The organism is Streptomyces sp. NPDC005017, assembly GCF_042873115.1.
Lineage (GTDB): Bacteria > Actinomycetota > Actinomycetes > Streptomycetales > Streptomycetaceae > Streptomyces.
Genome location: NZ_JBIALD010000005.1, coordinates 264441 through 280584, shown reverse-complemented (window position 1 = coordinate 280584; position 16144 = coordinate 264441). Strand labels below are relative to the sequence as shown.

At 73.0% G+C, this 16144-nt stretch carries 14 protein-coding genes and 1 pseudogene; 6 read left to right on the top strand and 9 right to left on the bottom strand.

The genetic code is table 11. The features are described 5' to 3' along the window. Window positions 1-201 precede the first annotated feature (201 nt). Window positions 202-1851 carry a protein kinase gene (locus tag ACFYR0_RS10545; RefSeq protein WP_389324415.1) on the top strand — a complete coding sequence of 550 codons (1650 nt, stop codon included), beginning with the start codon at window positions 202-204 and terminating at the stop codon, window positions 1849-1851. A gap of 263 nt (window positions 1852-2114) precedes the next feature. On the opposite strand, the gene ACFYR0_RS10540 is transcribed toward ACFYR0_RS10545, so the two are convergent. Continuing rightward, a complete protein-coding gene (locus tag ACFYR0_RS10540) occupies window positions 2115-2651 on the bottom strand; it encodes a bacterial proteasome activator family protein (protein ID WP_389324412.1) in 537 nt (178 codons plus the stop codon). Between the two features lie 143 nt (window positions 2652-2794). Between ACFYR0_RS10540 and ACFYR0_RS10535 the strand changes: the two genes are divergently transcribed. Then, window positions 2795-3508 (top strand): hypothetical protein, encoded by a 714-nt coding sequence (locus ACFYR0_RS10535; protein WP_389324409.1) that lies wholly within the window; start codon window positions 2795-2797, stop codon window positions 3506-3508. Between the two features lie 212 nt (window positions 3509-3720). Here the strand turns inward: ACFYR0_RS10535 and ACFYR0_RS10530 are convergent, their stop codons facing one another. Beyond that, window positions 3721-4722 carry an NAD(P)H-quinone oxidoreductase gene (locus ACFYR0_RS10530; RefSeq protein ID WP_389324406.1) on the bottom strand — a complete coding sequence of 334 codons (1002 nt, stop codon included), beginning with the start codon at window positions 4720-4722 and terminating at the stop codon, window positions 3721-3723. A gap of 201 nt (window positions 4723-4923) precedes the next feature. On the opposite strand from ACFYR0_RS10530, the gene ACFYR0_RS10525 reads away from it, so the two are divergent. Then, window positions 4924-5943: an ATP-binding cassette domain-containing protein gene (locus tag ACFYR0_RS10525; RefSeq protein ID WP_389324403.1), complete on the top strand. Its 1020-nt coding sequence runs from the start codon at window positions 4924-4926 to the stop codon at window positions 5941-5943. Further along, window positions 5940-6788: an ABC transporter permease gene (locus tag ACFYR0_RS10520; protein WP_389324399.1), complete on the top strand. Its 849-nt coding sequence runs from the start codon at window positions 5940-5942 to the stop codon at window positions 6786-6788. The genes ACFYR0_RS10525 and ACFYR0_RS10520 overlap by 4 nt, the downstream gene beginning before the upstream one ends. 327 nt (window positions 6789-7115) lie before the next feature. On the opposite strand, the pseudogene ACFYR0_RS10515 reads toward ACFYR0_RS10520, so the two are convergent. Next, a pseudogene (locus ACFYR0_RS10515) lies at window positions 7116-7763 on the bottom strand (potassium channel family protein); the annotation flags it as partial. Window positions 7764-7916: 153 nt separating this feature from the next. Here ACFYR0_RS10515 and ACFYR0_RS10510 point away from each other — a divergent pair. Then, the gene (locus ACFYR0_RS10510; RefSeq protein WP_389324396.1) at window positions 7917-8990 is read left to right on the top strand and encodes a potassium channel family protein; all 1074 of its coding nucleotides are present in this window, start codon (window positions 7917-7919) and stop codon (window positions 8988-8990) included. Window positions 8991-9079: 89 nt separating this feature from the next. Here the strand turns inward: ACFYR0_RS10510 and ACFYR0_RS10505 are convergent, their stop codons facing one another. The 5 genes from ACFYR0_RS10505 to pdhA all read right to left on the bottom strand — a co-directional run bounded on the left by ACFYR0_RS10505 (window position 9080) and on the right by pdhA (window position 15110). Next, a complete protein-coding gene (locus tag ACFYR0_RS10505) occupies window positions 9080-10423 on the bottom strand; it encodes a molybdopterin molybdotransferase MoeA (RefSeq protein ID WP_389324393.1) in 1344 nt (447 codons plus the stop codon). Then, on the bottom strand, window positions 10420-11316 hold the full coding sequence (locus tag ACFYR0_RS10500; protein ID WP_389324390.1) for an NTP transferase domain-containing protein: 897 nt from the start codon (window positions 11314-11316) through the stop codon (window positions 10420-10422). Before ACFYR0_RS10500 ends, ACFYR0_RS10505 begins: the two co-directional genes overlap by 4 nt. Window positions 11317-11491: 175 nt before the next feature. Then, complete coding sequence (locus ACFYR0_RS10495) at window positions 11492-12964, bottom strand: dihydrolipoamide acetyltransferase family protein (RefSeq protein WP_389324387.1); 1473 nt, start codon at window positions 12962-12964, stop codon at window positions 11492-11494. Beyond that, window positions 12964-13968, bottom strand: a complete 1005-nt coding sequence (locus ACFYR0_RS10490) for an alpha-ketoacid dehydrogenase subunit beta (RefSeq protein WP_389324384.1) — start codon at window positions 13966-13968, stop codon at window positions 12964-12966. Before ACFYR0_RS10490 ends, ACFYR0_RS10495 begins: the two co-directional genes overlap by 1 nt. Further along, window positions 13965-15110, bottom strand: coding sequence for a pyruvate dehydrogenase (acetyl-transferring) E1 component subunit alpha (gene pdhA / locus ACFYR0_RS10485; RefSeq protein ID WP_389324381.1), 1146 nt, complete (start codon window positions 15108-15110; stop codon window positions 13965-13967). The genes ACFYR0_RS10490 and pdhA overlap by 4 nt, the downstream gene beginning before the upstream one ends. Before the next feature lie 173 nt (window positions 15111-15283). On the opposite strand from pdhA, the gene ACFYR0_RS10480 reads away from it, so the two are divergent. Beyond that, entirely contained in the window at window positions 15284-15781 is a 498-nt protein-coding gene (locus ACFYR0_RS10480) for an Lrp/AsnC family transcriptional regulator (protein WP_389324378.1), read from the top strand. A 22-nt stretch (window positions 15782-15803) separates the two neighbouring features. Here ACFYR0_RS10480 and ACFYR0_RS10475 read toward each other — a convergent pair whose 3' ends face one another. Beyond that, window positions 15804-16118, bottom strand: a complete 315-nt coding sequence (locus ACFYR0_RS10475; protein ID WP_389324375.1) for a hypothetical protein — start codon at window positions 16116-16118, stop codon at window positions 15804-15806. Window positions 16119-16144 lie beyond the last annotated feature (26 nt).

Here is a 16144-nt window from a genome sequence, read left to right as displayed (position 1 = left end):
TCCAGCCGTGGCGCAAATCGTGTGGGGCGCTCGCACGGGCGCTGTAACGCTTCCGCGACGCTTCTTTCGCGTACGGTCACGGAACGGGCACCGAGCTTGACGTGTCGGTGCCCTGGGGCAGACTTGGCCGGGAATAACTGTTTTCGATCACGCGGGAGCACAGCAGCCGCTGTCGCCGGCGCCTATGGGGGACGCAGAACGATGAGCCAGGACGGCGCACAGGACCGTTACACGGCACGGGCGCTCGCCGGTGGCCGCTACCAACTGCGCGACCTGCTGGGCCAGGGCGGTATGGCCGCGGTGCACCTCGCGTACGACAGTGTGCTGGACCGCCAGGTGGCGATCAAGACGCTGCACACCGAGCTGGGCCGCGAGGCCGCCTTCCGCGAGCGGTTCCGCCGCGAGGCGCAGGCCGTGGCCAAGCTCACGCACACCAACATCGTCTCCGTCTTCGACACCGGCGAGGACGAGGTCGGCGGCATGACGACGCCGTTCATCGTCATGGAGTACGTCGAGGGCCGCCCGCTCGGCTCCGTGCTCGACGACGACGTACGGCAGTTCGGCGCGATGCCCGCCGACAAGGCGCTGAAGATCACCGCCGATGTGCTCGCGGCGCTGGAGATCAGCCACGAGATGGGGCTGGTCCACCGCGACATCAAGCCCGGCAACGTGATGATGACCAAGCGCGGTGTGGTCAAGGTCATGGACTTCGGCATCGCGCGCGCCATGCAGTCCGGGGTCACCTCGATGACCCAGACCGGCATGGTCGTCGGCACCCCGCAGTACCTCTCGCCCGAACAGGCCCTCGGCCGCGGTGTGGACGCCCGCTCCGACCTGTACTCGGTCGGCATCATGCTGTTCCAACTGGTCACCGGGCGGCTGCCGTTCGACGCGGACTCGCCGCTGGCCATCGCGTACGCGCACGTCCAGGAGGAGCCGGTGGCGGCGTCCTCCATCAACCGCGCGCTGCCGCCTGCCGTCGACGCGCTGATCACCCGGGCGCTGAAGAAGAACCCGAACGAGCGGTTCCCGACCGCCGTCGCCATGCGCGACGAGTGTCTGCGTGTCGCGGCCTCCTTCCAGGCGGCCGCGCCGAGCATCGTCCCCGGCGCCCCGACGGCGAGCGGCGCGGGCGTCGGCTCGGCGGTGTTCCCGCCGGTCGACCAGGCGACCCCGGCTCCCAACGGGCCGGTGCAGACGCCGTACCAGCCGTCGCCGGTGAACCCGTACAGCACCCCGGCGCCGACTCCGGCGCCCGCCCCGGCGTACGGCTATCCGCACCAGGGCGGCTACCAGCAGCCGCACCCCGGCGGGTACGCGCCGCAGCCGGGTGCGTCGACGCCGCCGCCGTACAACATCACCCCGCAGACGCACCCGTCCGCGCCGGGCGGGGGCCGCAGGAGCAACCGCTCGGTGGTCATCGGCTCGATCGTGGTCGCCGTCGCCGCCGTCGCCGGGCTGATCGTCGCGATCTCGCTGAACGGCGGCGACGGCGGGAACGAGGGCAAGGGCGGCGGGGCCAGCGCCTCCGCGTCCGCCACCCAGAAGGAGGGCTACCGCCCGCCGGACACCTCCCGCACCATCGACTCGACCCAGTGCACCGAGCCGCTGGAGTCCTACAACGACCCGGAGAAGGTGAAGATCCCCGACTTCCGGTTCAAGGACATCACCTCCGTCCGGGAGTGCCTCTCGGCCGCGGGCTGGCACCTGAAGAAGAAGGAAGTCGACAACAACACCTGGGGCGACGGCACGGTCCTGGACCAGTTCCCCGCCCCGGGCACGGACGTCGACCCCAAGAACCCGGGCGAGATCCAGCTGAGCATCTCGACGGGCAATCCGACGGATTCCTGAAGTCGAATGCGACGGGTCCCTGAGGTTGCCGACGGGTTCCTGAGGTTGCCGAGGGGATCCTGAGGTTGCCGACGGGATCCTGAGGTTGCCGACGGGATCCTGAGGTCTGCCGCCGGGGTTCCGGCGCCCAAGTGAAGGAAGGCCCGGCCGCGGGGATGCGGCCGGGCCTTTCCGATGGCTGATGACTGATGGCTGGGGGTGGTGTCCTGGGTGGCTGGGGTGCCGGGTCCGACGCGCCGGGGCTCCGGACGCCGGGCCGTCGCTCAGAGGTAGGGACCGCCCGAGCGGCCGCCCATGTGCTCCTCGCCCTCGTGGCCCACGCCCGGCGGGAGGGCACGGCGCATCTGCTCCAACTGGGCCCGCGCGGCCATCTGCTGGGCGAACAGCGTGGTCTGGATGCCGTGGAAGAGACCCTCCAGCCAGCCGACCAACTGCGCCTGCGCGATCCGCAGTTCCGAGTCGGAGGGGGTCGAGCCGTCCGAGAAGGGCAGAGACAGCCGCTCCAGCTCCTCCACCAGCTCCGGCGCCAGACCGTCCTCCAGCTCCTTCACGGAGCTGCGGTGGATCTCCTTCAGCCGGGCCCGGCTGGCCTCGTCGAGGGGAGCCGCGCGCACCTCCTCCAGCAACTGCTTGATCATGCTGCCGATCCGCATGACCTTGGCAGGCTGCTCGACCTGCTCCGTCACCGGGATCTCGCGGGAGTCCTCGTCCCCGTTGCCACCGCTGAGCGCCATGCCGTCCTGGCCCACGACCAGGATCTGCTGGTTCTCCGGCGACCTTTCGTTCCTCGGCATCTCCATGCCGCCATTCTCTCGCACCCGTACAGCTCATCATCGTGGTGCCCCCTGAGGAGGGTGATCCACCGTTTCCGCGGCAATTCTTCGGTGGCTCGGGTGGCGGAGTCCGACATGCCGGGGCGGGGCGGCGGTGTGAGGGTAGGGGGGTGAACCGTTGGCCGTGGGGGACGAGGGTACGGGGGCTGGTACCGGTCGTGCTGGTGGCCGGGTTGGTCGGTGCCGGTGTGTACGCCGCGCCCGGTGTGGCCGCGGCGGGCCCGCCGGGACCGCGGGAGTCGGTGGCGGCCGGGACGCCTGCGCACGGCGTGGGTCCTTCCGCGGACCGCGGCAGGCCCGATCGCCCGCGGGGGACGGCCTCGCCTCCCGCCCGGGGCCCGGCCTCGCCCGTCTGGGAAGGCCACCACGGCTCGGAAGGCCACCACGGCTCGGCCCTCCCCTCCCCCTCCTCCATCCACCACACCGCGGGCCCCTCGCACCGGCCCCCGGCCCACGGACCGCGCGCCGAGGACTCGGCCGACCCGACCGAATCGGCCCCCGAGAGCGATCCCCCCGAGGCCGAGTCCACCCGGGCCGGCAGCCGGGCCGGGGAGGGCCAGGAACGCCCGGGCCGACGGGAGCCCCCCGAGGAGGACCCCGGCGCCGACGAGGAACTGGCCGAGGAGGAGCAGGCCTCCGACACCGGCCCGGTGCCCCCCACAGCCCCGCAGTCCCCGGCCGCCCGGCCCCCCTCGGCAGCAGCACCCCAGGCCGCGGTCCCCACCGAACCCGTACTGGAGATCCTCCCCCTGGGAAGCGGCCTGGTCCTCATAGGCCTGGGCCTGGGCCTGGCCTTCATAGCCCTACGCCTACGCCGAGACTGACACTTCAGGACCGCGCAGAACAGCGCACGTCCATAGGAGTGTGGGCAACTGCGCGCTACCTCAGGGGCGCGGGGAACTGCGCAATCTTCAGGGGCGCGGGGAACTGCGCAAATCTTTAGGGGCGCGGGGAACTGCGCGACCAGCCACAACCCCGCCGCACCCACCCACCGGCAGCCCCCGGCACTACCCCCAGGCCCCGCCAGAACCCCGCCCTACCCCCCGGCCCCGGCAGGCCCCGCCACTACCAACAGCACCTTCCCCACATGCCCACTCCCCTCCAACACCCGATGCCCCGCACCCGCATCGCCCATGGACACCTCCCGGTCGACAACAGGCCGCACCCGCCCACCCTCGACCAACGGCCACACATGCTCCCGCACGGCCGCCACGATCGCCGCCTTCTCCTCCACCGGCCGAGCCCGCAAAGACGTCGCGGTGACAGCCGCCCGTTTCCGAAGCAACGCCCCGATGTTCAGCTCCCCCTGCACACCGCCCTGCATACCGATGATGGCCAGCCGCCCGTTCACCGCCAGGCTCCGCACATTGCGGTCCAGATACTTGGCCCCCATGTTGTCGAGGATGACGTCGGCCCCCACCCCGTCGGTGGCCTTGGCGATCTCCTCGACGAAGTCCTGCTCCTTGTAGTCGATCAGGATGTCCGCCCCCAGCCCGGCGCACCGCTCCAGCTTCTCCCGCGTGCCGGCCGTGACGGCGACCCTCGCCCCGACGGCCTTGGCCAGCTGGATGGCCATGGTGCCGATACCGCTGGAGCCGCCGTGCACGAGCAGCGTCTCGCCGGGACGCAGGTGGGAGATCATGAACACGTTCGACCACACCGTGCAGACCACCTCGGGCAGCGCCGCCGCCCACGTCAGGGAGACGCCCCGGGGCACGGGCAGCAGCTGACCCGCGGGAACGGCGACCTTCTCGGCGTATCCGCCGCCGGAGAGCAGCGCGCACACCTCGTCGCCGACGGACCAGCCGGACACACCGGTGCCGATCGCGGCGATCCGCCCGGAGCACTCCAGCCCGGGGTAGGGGGACGCGCCGGGCGGCGGGTCGTAGAAGCCGCGCCGCTGGAGGATGTCGGCCCGGTTGACGGCACTGGCCGTCACGTCGACGAGCACCTCGCCCGGCCCGGGCTCCGGGTCGGGCACCTCGGCCCAGACCAGCGCCTCGGGCCCACCAGGTTCGGGAATCGTGATCGCGTACATGAAACGGACGCTACTGCGTCCGCCCCGGCCACGCCCCGCCTTCCCCCACCGCCGCACGGACCGCCCGCCCTGCGTCCGAGGTCCCGGTCCCCTCCGCCCTTCGACCGGACTTTTCGGATGTCCCTGGGCGCGACCGATGAGTTCGCGTCACGCCGAAGGTCTCCCCATGCGTAGCCCACGTACGCGGAAGGACAACCCACCATGAGCCAGCAGACCCCAGGCCTGGCCATCGAGACCGCGGGCCTGGTGAAGACGTTCGGTGAGACCAGGGCCGTCGACGGCGTCGATCTCGCCGTGCCGACCGGCACGGTCTACGGCGTCCTCGGCCCGAACGGCGCCGGAAAGACCACCACGGTCAAGATGCTCGCCACCCTGCTCAGGCCCGACGGGGGCGAGGCGCATGTATTCGGCCACGACGTCGTGCGCGAGGCCGACGAGGTGCGCGGGCGGGTCAGCCTGACCGGCCAGTACGCGTCGGTCGACGAGGACCTCACCGGCACGGAGAACCTCGTCCTGCTCGGCCGGCTGCTCGGCCATCACAAGAAGGCCGCGCGCGAACGGTCCGCGCAGCTGCTGGAGGCGTTCGGGCTGACCGAGGCCGCCGCGAAGCAGGTCAAGAACTACTCGGGCGGCATGCGACGCCGTATCGACATCGCCGCGTCCATCCTCAACACCCCCGACCTGCTGTTCCTCGACGAGCCGACGACCGGCCTGGACCCGCGCAGCCGCAACCAGGTGTGGGACATCGTGCGTGCCGTGGTCGCCCAGGGCACCACCGTGCTGCTGACGACGCAGTATCTGGACGAGGCCGACCAGCTGGCGTCCCGGATCGCCGTGATCGACCGGGGCAAGGTGATCGCCGAGGGCACCAAGGGCGAGCTGAAGGCCTCGGTCGGCGCCGGCTCGGTCCACCTGCGGCTGCGCGACGCGGCCCAGCGGCCCGCGGCCGAGCAGGTCCTGCGGCTGACCCTGGACGCGGACGTCCAGCTCGAAGCGGACCCCTTGGCGCTGACGGCCCGGGTCGGGGCGGGCGCGGACAACGGTCGGGGCGCCGCCGAGCAGGCCGCCCGCGCGCTCGCGGAGCTGGCCCGCGGGGGCGTCACCGTCGACAACTTCTCCCTGGGCCAGCCCAGCCTGGACGAGGTGTTCCTCGCCCTGACCGGACACGCCACCGAGACACGCGCCACCGACGACGACACCGAAGGCGAGGCGGCGGCATGAGCATCGCGACCACCACCGAGACCGGCGAACTCGCCCCCGTCAGGGCCGATTCGCTCGCCGCCCTGCTCGTGACCAAGGAACGCCCGCCCCGGCCCAGTGCCCTGTCGGCCTCGCTGACCTTCGGCTGGCGCTCCGTCCTGAAGCTCAAGCACGTGCCGGAGCAGCTGTTCGACGTCACGGCGTTCCCGATCATGATGGTGCTGATGTACACGTACCTGTTCGGCGGGGCGCTGGCCGGGTCGCCGAAGGAGTACATCCAGTTCCTGCTGCCGGGCATCCTGGTGATGTCGGTCGTGATGATCACGATGTACACCGGCGTCTCGGTGAACACCGACATCGAGAAGGGCGTCTTCGACCGCTTCCGGTCCCTGCCCATCTGGCGGCCGTCGACCTTGGTCGGCTATCTGCTCGGCGACGCCCTGCGCTACACGATCGCGTCCGCGGTGATGCTGCTGGTCGGCCTGATCCTCGGCTACCGCCCGGGCGGCGGGTTCGCCGGTGTCCTCGCCGGGGTGGCGCTGCTGATCGTCTTCTCGTTCTCGTTCTCGTGGATCTGGACGATGTTCGGGCTGATGCTGCGCTCCGAGAAGTCGGTGATGGGCGTCAGCATGATGGTGATCTTCCCGCTGACCTTCCTGTCCAACGTCTTCGTCGACCCGGACACGATGCCCGGCTGGCTCCAGGCCTTCGTCAACAACAGCCCCATCACCCATCTCGCCACTTCCGTGCGCGAGCTGATGGCCGGCCAGTGGCCCGCCGCCGAGCTCGCCTGGACGCTCGGCTGGGCCGCCCTGTTCGTGCTGGTCTTCGGCCCGGTCACGATGCGGCTCTACAACCGCAAGTGACCCGGGGCCCGCGAGGGCCTGTCGTACCGGGCGGCTCCGGGGCCGACGGGCAGAGGACCGACCCCGGGGCGTGTCCGGCGGATCGCCTCCTGCCGGGCGGTCGGACGGCCCCTAGGTCCTGTCGTCGAACTCCCGTCGTCGCCCGGAGGGCGGCCCCGCGGCGTCAGGTGCGTGCTCTGGGGGTCCCCCCTCCGGGGGAGTGCCGGGTGCAAGCCCTCGTACGGGACGTACTCGGGCTGGTGCCCGGTGCGGCGAGTGGGGGCGCCTCCCACGAAGCGGGGGAGCGTGCGTGGCGTCGCGGGGCAGGCGGGAGTTCGACGACAGGGCCTAGCCCTGCACACCGCCCTCCGCGCGCACGATCACCACGACCCGGTCCGTCGGCTCCAGCACGCCGATGGCCGGGTCGTCGTACGCCAGCACCCGGTGCCCGCGTACGACGCTCACCACCAGCTGGGCCAGTTCACGCGGGCCGCGCCCCGACTCGGCCTTGGTGACCGGCCGTTCGGCCATGTCGAGGCCGCTGCCCTGGCGCATCAGGTCCTCCATGACCAGGCCCGCGGAGGGGCTGAGGGCGGACATGCCCAGCAGCCGGCCGGCCGCGCTCGCGCCGGTGACGACCTCGTCCGCGCCCGACTGCCGCAGCAGCGGGGCGTTCTCCTCCTCGCGGACCGCGGCCACGATCGTCGCCCCGGGGTTGAGCTGTCGCGCGGTGAGCACGACCAGGACGGCCGTGTCGTCGCGCTGGGTCGCGACGATGATCTTCTTGGCCCGCTGCACCTCCGCCTGACGCAGTACGTCGCTGCGCGTCGCGTCCCCGGCCACGGCCTCGAAGCCCTCCGCCGCGGCCGCGGCGACGGCCTTGGCGCTCGGGTCGATCACGACCACCTGGTTCTGCCGCAGCCCCGCCGCGCAGACGGTCCGGATCGCGGTACGTCCCTTCGTACCGAATCCCACGACGACAGTGTGGTCACGCACAGGGCCTCCTCGGCTTGTTCCACGGGTGGACGAGTTGCCTGCCTCTGCACGCGCCCGCCCCGCGACCATGGTGCATTGTTTTACCGATCACCGACGTGGGGGCACACGATGAGGCATGACGAGAGACGAACGACCAAATTGACCCGGTTCTCCATGTTCCGGTCCCTTTGGTACCGCTCGCGCACAGAGGCCCGCGACGACGCCGAGGCCGGGCGATCCATCGTCATGCCGACCGGCACGGCCCTGCCCCCGCTCCAGCAGGTGCTGCGGCGCCTTGCCCTCGCGCTGGGAGTGCTGGCGCTCACCACGCTGATCGTCTACGCCGACCGCGACGGCTACAACGACAACTCCAACGGCAGCGTCAGCCTGCTGGACGCGGCCTACTACGCCACCGTCACCCTCTCCACCACCGGATACGGCGACATCACGCCCGTCAGCGACTCCGCGCGGCTGATCAACATCCTGGTCATCACGCCACTGCGCGTGCTGTTCCTGATCATCCTGGTCGGCACCACCCTGGAGGTGCTCACCGAACGCACCCGTCAGCAGGTCCGCATCCACCGCTGGCGCTCGCGCACCAGCGGCCACACCGTGGTCGTCGGCTACGGCACCAAGGGGCGCCACGCGGTGCAGACCCTGACCGGGCAGGGCGTGACCAAGGACCGGATCGTGGTGGTGGACGCCCAGCGGAAGGCGGCGACCGCGGCCGGGGACGACGGGCTCGTGTCCGTGACCGGTGACGCGACCCGGTCCGACACGCTGATGAAGGCCGAGGCGCAGACCGCGGCCCGGGTGATCGTGGCCCCGCAGCGCGACGAGACGGCCGCGCTGATCACCCTCACCGTCCGCCAGCTGAACCGGCACGCCACCATCGTCGTGGCGGCCCGGGAGGACGAGAACGTGCCGCTGCTGCGGCAGAGCGGCGCCGACACCGTCGTCACCAGCTCCAGCTCCGCGGGCCGACTGCTCGGTGTCTCGGTGGTCAGCCCGGTCGTGGCCCGGACCCTGGAGGATCTGATGACCCTCGGCAACGGGCTCGACCTCATCGAACGTCCCGTCACCGCCGCCGAGGCGGGGCAGCCGCCCAGCGCCTGCGCCGACCTGGTCATGGCCGTCGTACGTGGCCGCCAGGTACTGGACTACGCCGACGAACGCGCCGCACCGCTGCGGGCCGGCGACCGCGTGGTCACCGTGCGGCGCGTCATCGCGGTGGAGGAGCCGGAGTAGACCGGGGCGGAACCGGAAGCCCGTGCGGTCCTGAGTGAGATCCGCCCGGTCGGCGCCGTTTCACGTGAAACACCGCACTCCGCCCTGTTTCACGTGAAACACACTCCCAGCCCCGTGGTCGCCCACGGCAGCTCCAGCAGTTCCGCCTCCTGCCCCCGGAGAGCGCCACCGGGCGGTACGACGGCCAGGGCGTCGGAGGCCGCCACCCCGCGCAGCATCGCCGGGCCGTTGTAGTGCAGCGGAACGGCGTGATCGGCGCGCAGCGTGACCGGGACGAGCCGGGTGTCGTGCGGATGCCCCTGTACGGCGTCCCGCAGGGGCAGCGTGCAAGGCTCCGGGGCCGGCCGGGCGGCCAGGGTGCGCAGCAGCGGCTCTGCGAGCGTCAGAAGCCCGGAGACGGCCGCCAGGGGGTTTCCCGGCAGACCGACCAGGTGCTGGTTCTCCTTGGTGCGGGCCAGCAGCATGGGATGGCCGGGGCGCACCTTCACGCCGTTCACCAGCAACTCGGCGCCGGTGCGGCGCAGGGTGGGATGGACATGGTCGACGGGGCCCGCCGCGGTACCGCCGGTCGTGACGACCAGCTCGGCGTCGCTGGCCGTGACGGCCTTGTACAGGGCCTCCGCGTCGTCGCCCAGGCGGCGCACGGCGACGACCTCGGCGCCCAGCGCGCGCAGCCAGTGCGGCAGCATCGGGCCGAGCGCGTCGCGGATCAGCCCGTCGTGCGGCAGTCCCTCGGTGAGCAGCTCGTCGCCCAGGACGAACACCTCGGCGCGGGGGCGCGGCACGGTGCTGAGGGTGTCGTATCCGGCGGCCGCGGCCAGGCCCAGCACGGCGGGCGTCACCGGCGTCCCGACGGTCAGCAGCTGGTCGCCGCTGCGGCACTCCTGGCCGCGCGGCCGGATGTCCTGCCCGTGGGCGACCTCGCGGGTGGGGTGCAGACGTCCCTTGTCGTCGGTGCGGCCGTGCTCGCTGCGGAGCACGGCGGTGGTGTCCGGGGGGATGCGGGCGCCGGTGGCGATCCGGACCGCCTCGCCGTCGTCCAGGCGGACGGGCCCGGCGTGCCCGGCCAGCACCCCCTCGTCGCGCACGGTCCAGGGCCCTGGTCCGGCGACGGCCCAGCCGTCCATGGCCGAGGTGTCGAAGGAGGGCAGGTCGGTGAGGGCGGTGAGCGGCTCGGCCAGGACGAGACCGAGCGCGGCGTCGAGGGGCACCGGCACGGGGGCGCGGCGCACGACCCGGCGCGCGGCCCGCGCGGCGACGGCCCGGGCCTCGGGCCAGGGGGTGGCCCGGTGCCGGTGCTCCGGCGCGTGCGCGCCGGAGCCCGCGGCGGGCGGGGGTACGGCGGCTTCGGTGCCGCTGGGCCGCTTCACCAGGGCGAGGGCCTCCTCGACGTCGAAGTCGTCGGCGTCCCGTCCCAGGCCTCGCGCGGTCATCCGGCGTCCGCGGAGGTTTCGGGGGCGGCGTCGGGCTTGCTGCCGGCGTCCTCCTGGGCCCAGCGCAGGGCGAGGGCCGCGGCCTTGCGGGAGGCCTCGGCGACCGCTTCGGGACCACCTCCCGCACGGGCGGCGGCGTATCCGACGAGGAAGGTGGTCAGCGGCGCGGCGGGCCGGGCCACGCCGTGCGCGGCGTCGCGGGCCAGGTCGAGCAGGAGACCGGTGTCGACGTCCAGGTCGATGCCGAGCTCGTCCTTGACTGCGGAGATCCATTCGTCCAACACGTGCTCATGCTCCCTGATGCGGGCCCTGGCGGCGGCGATGTCGTCCCAGGTGTCGCAGTCGAAGGCCGCGACGGGGTCGGTGAGGCGGGTGAGACCGAGGCCGCCGGTCAGCCGCCGCAGCGGCAGCCCGGTGAGCGAGCCGTGCTCGGCGGTGAGGGCGGCCAGACCGTGGCGCAGGGCGGCCGTCCGGTAGACCGCGACCAGCGGCTGGTCACGGCCGTCGGCGTCGCTGAGCAGCACTCCGTCGGTGCCGCCCGCCCGTGCCGCGGCCAGCAGCCGGTGGACGGTTCCCTCCCGCAGGAAGGGCAGATCGGCGGAGAGCACGGCGGCGTACGGCGCGCCGACGGACCGCAGCCCGGCGTCCAGCGCGGCGAGCGGTCCGCCTCCGGGCGGCTCCTCGCGCGCCCAGCGCACGGGCCGGGCCGTGGGCCGCGGATCGGCGACGACCACGGTCGTCCCCGCGTCCGCGCAGGCGGTGAGCACGCGGTCGAGCAGGGCGCGGCCGCCCACCCGTACTCCGGGCTTGTCCGTCCCGCCGAGCCGGCGCGCGGCGCCTCCGGCGAGCACGACGGCGTCGTACGCGGTGTCGGAAGGGGCGCTCTCGGTCACCCCCTGAGTATGCGGGCCCGCCGGGGCCCACGGGTATCCGGGTGAGGCCTTCCACAGCCAGTCGGGGGGCCGGGCGACAGGCCGGCCCACGGACGGGCAACAGGCCACCGGTCCGGTGCGGGGCCCGCGGGGGCGCCGGAACGCCCCCGCGAGGCACCTCGGAGCGCGACGCCCCTCAGAGGGTGCGCAGCAGCACCGCCGGCTGTTCCACGCAGTCCGCCACATAGCGCAGGAAGCCGCCCGCCGTGCCGCCGTCGCACACGCGGTGGTCGAACGTCAGCGACAGCTGCACGACCTGGCGGACCGCCAGTTCACCTTCGTGCACCCACGGCTTGGGGATGATGCGGCCCACGCCGAGCATCGCGGCCTCGGGGTGGTTGATGATCGGCGTGGAGCCGTCGACCCCGAACACCCCGTAGTTGTTCAGCGTGAACGTGCCGCCGGTCAGCTCCGCGGGGGTGAGCGTCCCGGCGCGGCCCGCCTCGGTGAGCCGCGCGAACTCCGCGGTCAGGCCCTCGGCGTCCCGCGCCTGCGCGTCCCGGACGACGGGCACGACCAGGCCCCGCTCGGTCTGCGCGGCGAAGCCGAGGTGGACCTGCTCCAGCCGGACGATCTCGCGGTTGTCCAGGTCGACCGTGGAGTTCAGCTCGGGGAACCGGGCGAGCGCGGCCGTGCAGATCCGGGCCAGCAGGGCGAGCAGGGAGATCTTCGTCCCGCCGGCGGCGTTCATCGCGGCACGCGACCGCATCAGTTCGGTCGCGTCGGCGTCCACCCAGCAGGTGGCGTCCGGGATCTCGCGCCGGCTGCGCGAGAGCTTGTCGGCGACCGCGCCGCGCACGCCCTTGAGGGGCACACGGACCCCTCCCTGCGTGGCGGAGGAGCGGACCCGTGCGACGGCGGGTGCCGCGTTCGCCGCGGCCTCCGCCACGTGCGGGTGCGGACCGGCCGACGGCTGGGCGACGCGGCCCTGCGCGGCTGCCGCCTTCAGCGCGTACTCCACGTCCGCCCGCAGGATCAGGCCCTCGGGGCCGGAGCCCGTGAGATCACGCAGATCCAGGCCGTTCTCCCGGGCGAGGCGGCGCACCAGCGGCGAGATCACCGGAACGGGGCCCTCGCCCCGCGAGGTCTCGACGACGGGGGCGTCGGCCGCGAACGTGGCGGCGGGTGTACCGGCCGTGCCCGCGGTGGCCGCCGGGGTGACGGCCGGGCGGCGCACCCGGCGGCGGCGCTCCGGGGGAGCGCTCGTGCCGTAGCCCACCAGGACGTTGCCCGAGCCTTCGGCCGAGCCGTTGCCGGAGGCCGCGGACGCCCTGCCGGCGGGGCCGGAGTCCGTTCCGGAACCGATGGAGGAGGCCCCGCCCGGCTGTCCGCCCGGTGTCCCGGCCGGACCGTCGGAGGCGGACGCGCCCACGGCGACCGTCAGCAGCGGTGCCCCGACGGGCAGTTCGCTGCCCTCCTCGCCGAATCTGGCGGTGACCACACCGCCGTAGGGGCAGGGCACCTCGACCATCGCCTTGGCCGTCTCGACCTCGACGACCGGCTGGTCGATGGCGACGACGTCGCCGACCTCCACCAGCCAGCGGACGATCTCCGCCTCGGTGAGCCCCTCCCCGAGGTCGGGGAGCTTGAACTCCAGCACCTGTGCCATCAGCTCTCGGCCTCCCATTGCAGACGCGCCACGGCGTCCAGGATCCGGTCGACGCCGGGCAGGTGGTGCTTCTCCAGCATCGGCGGCGGATAGGGGATGTCGAACCCGGCCACGCGCAGCACCGGTGCCTCCAGATGGTGGAAGCAGCGCTCCGTGACCCGGGCCGCGATCTCCCCGCCCGGTCCGCCGAACCCGCCCGACTCGTGGACGACGACCGCTCGCCCGGTCCGGCGCACCGAGGCGCAGACCGTCTCGTCGTCGAACGGCACCAGCGAGCGCAGGTCGACGACTTCGAGGTCCCACCCCTCGGCCCGGGCGGCCTCGGCGGCTTCGAGGCAGACCGGAACGGACGGACCGTACGTGATGAGTGTGGCGCTCCGGCCGGTGCGCCGCACCACCGCGCGGCCTATCGGCTCAACGCTCTGGGGGTCCTCCGGGTTCCAGGAGTCCTTCGACCAGTACAGCCGCTTCGGCTCCAGGAAGACGACCGGGTCGTCTGAGGCGATGGCGGCGCGCAGCAGGCCGTAGGCGTCGGGCACGGTGGCGGGTGTGACGACGTGGAGCCCCGGCGTCGCGATGTAGTACGCCTCGGAGGAGTCGCTGTGGTGCTCGACGCCGCCGATGCCGCCGCCGTAGGGGACGCGGATGGTGATCGGCAGCGGCATGCGGCCGCGGGTGCGGTTGCGCATACGGGCGACATGGCTGATGAGCTGCTCGAACGCCGGGTAGGCGAACGCGTCGAACTGCATCTCCACGACCGGCCGCAGGCCGTACATGGCCATGCCCACCGCGGTGCCGAGGATGCCGGCCTCGGCCAGCGGGGTGTCGGTGCAGCGGTCCTCGCCGAACTCCTTGGCCAGGCCGTCGGTGACGCGGAAGACACCGCCGAGGGTGCCGACGTCCTCGCCCATGACGTGCACGGACGGGTCGGCTGCCATGGCGTCGCGCATCGCGCGCGTGAGGGCCTGCGCCATGGTGGCGGGCTTCACGGCGACGGTGGTCATCGCGCGGTCCCTTCCTGGGTGTCGGCCTCGGCGTCGAACTCGGCGCGCAGATGGGCCTGCTGTTCGCGCAGTTGGGGCGTGGGTTCGGCGTAGACGTGGGCGAAGAGGTCCATGGGGTCGAGCACCGGGTCCTGGTTCATCTGCTCGCGCAGGGCGGCGGCCATGGTCTCGGCGTTCTCGCGGGCCGCGTCGATCGCCTGCTCGTCGAGCAGTCCGCGGTCGGTGAGCTCGCGCTCCAGGAGCAGGATCGGGTCGTGGTCGCGCCAGGCCTCGACCTCGGCGTCGCCGCGGTAACGGGTGGCGTCGTCGGCGTTGGTGTGGGCGTCGATCCGGTACGTCACCGCCTCCACCAGGGTCGGCCCGCCGCCCTCGCGCGCACGGCGCACGGCTTCGGTCAGCACCTCGTGCACCGCGGCGGCGTCGTTGCCGTCGACCAGGCGGCCCGGCATGCCGTACCCGACGGCCTTGTGGGCCAGGGTGGGCGCCGCGGTCTGCTTGGCGAGCGGGACGGAGATGGCGAAGCCGTTGTTCTGCACGAGGAAGACGACCGGGGCCTGCCAGACGGCGGCGAAGTTCAGCGCCTCGTGGAAGTCGCCCTCGCTGGTGCCGCCGTCGCCGACCATGGCGAGCGCCACGACGTCGTCGCCCTTGATGCGCGCGGCGTGCGCGAGGCCCACGGCGTGCGGCAGCTGGGTGGCCAGCGGGGTGCTGAGAGGGGCCACCCGGTGCTCGTGCGGGTCGTAGCCGGTGTGCCAGTCGCCGCGCAGCAGCGTGAGCGCCTCGACCGGCTCGACACCGCGCGCGACGACGGCGAGCGTGTCGCGGTAGCTCGGGAAGAGCCAGTCGCGCTCCTCCAGGGCCAGCGCGGCGGCGACCTCGCAGGCCTCCTGGCCGGTGCTGGACGGGTACACGGCGAGGCGGCCCTGCTTGGTGAGGGCCGTGGCCTGCGTGTTGTAGCGGCGGCCGCGCACCAGTTCCGCGTAGAGCCGACGCAGCAGCTGCGGGTCGGCCTTGGCGGCCGCCTCGGTGCCGAGGACGCGGTAGGGCTCCGGGTCCGGCAGCAGCGGCGCGGGGTCCGTGCGGGGCTGCCAGGCGGGCGGCGGGGACGGCCGGTACCCGCCCCGCTGCTCCATGACCGTCATGACGGCACCTCCTCGTGGGAGCGACTAGGAGACGCAGCTCCTGTGATGCGCCTCACCTACCGATTGTTCGGTCGTCGGCACATTTTGGCTACAGGCGGCACCAGGCTGTGGACAAACGGTTCTCCACAGCCTGAGATGGATGCAGTACGTCCATGGCAGGGAGGCGGGGGGACATGGCACCTGAACAAATGGCCGACGGCCCCGACGCCGCCGTACCGCCGTCGGCGCGACCGCTGGACGCGGTGGACCAGGACATCCTGCGGATGCTCCAGGCCGACGGGCGCGCCTCCGTCCGTTCCGTGGCCGAGCGGGTCCACGTCTCCCGGGCCAACGCCTACGCCCGTATCAACCGGCTCGTCGAGGACGGGGTCATCCGCGGGTTCGGCGCCCGCGTCAACCATGAGCGCGCGGGCCAGGGCACCTCGGCGTACATCACTCTGAAGATCGTCCAGAACTCCTGGCGCACGGTGCGCGAGCAGCTCAGGCAGCTGCCCGGAGCGGCCCACATCGCCCTGGTGGGCGGCGACTTCGACGTCCTGCTGCTGGTGCACACCTCCGACAACCGCGCGCTGCGCGAACTGGTGCTCACCCGGCTCCAGGCGATCCCGGAGGTGCTCAGCAGCCGCACGTTGCTGGTGTTCGAGGAGGAGGACCTGGAGCCGCAGGGCTGACCCGCGAGGGCGGGTCTCAGCCCTAGCTCATGGCCATGCCGAGCGCCGGCGCGAACAGCACCGGCAGCATCACGCAGCCGAGCCCGGCACCGGAGATCAGCATCCGCGGCGTCCGCAGGGACCGTCGGCGCGGCAGCACCCGGGCGAGGACGAGCAGGCCCGACGACCAGGAGAACAGTCCCCCGAGCAAGCCGAAGCCGTCCTGCGACCGGAACCAGTGGAACTCCAGCACCAGGAACGGCAGCCCGGCCAGGGTGGCCACGAGGGGCGCCCGCCACCAGGTCGGGTGGGCGGCGCCCCGGGCGGGGGAGTCGGTTCGCACGGCGTTCTGCGGCATGCCCCCACCCCATCAGCGCGTGCCGG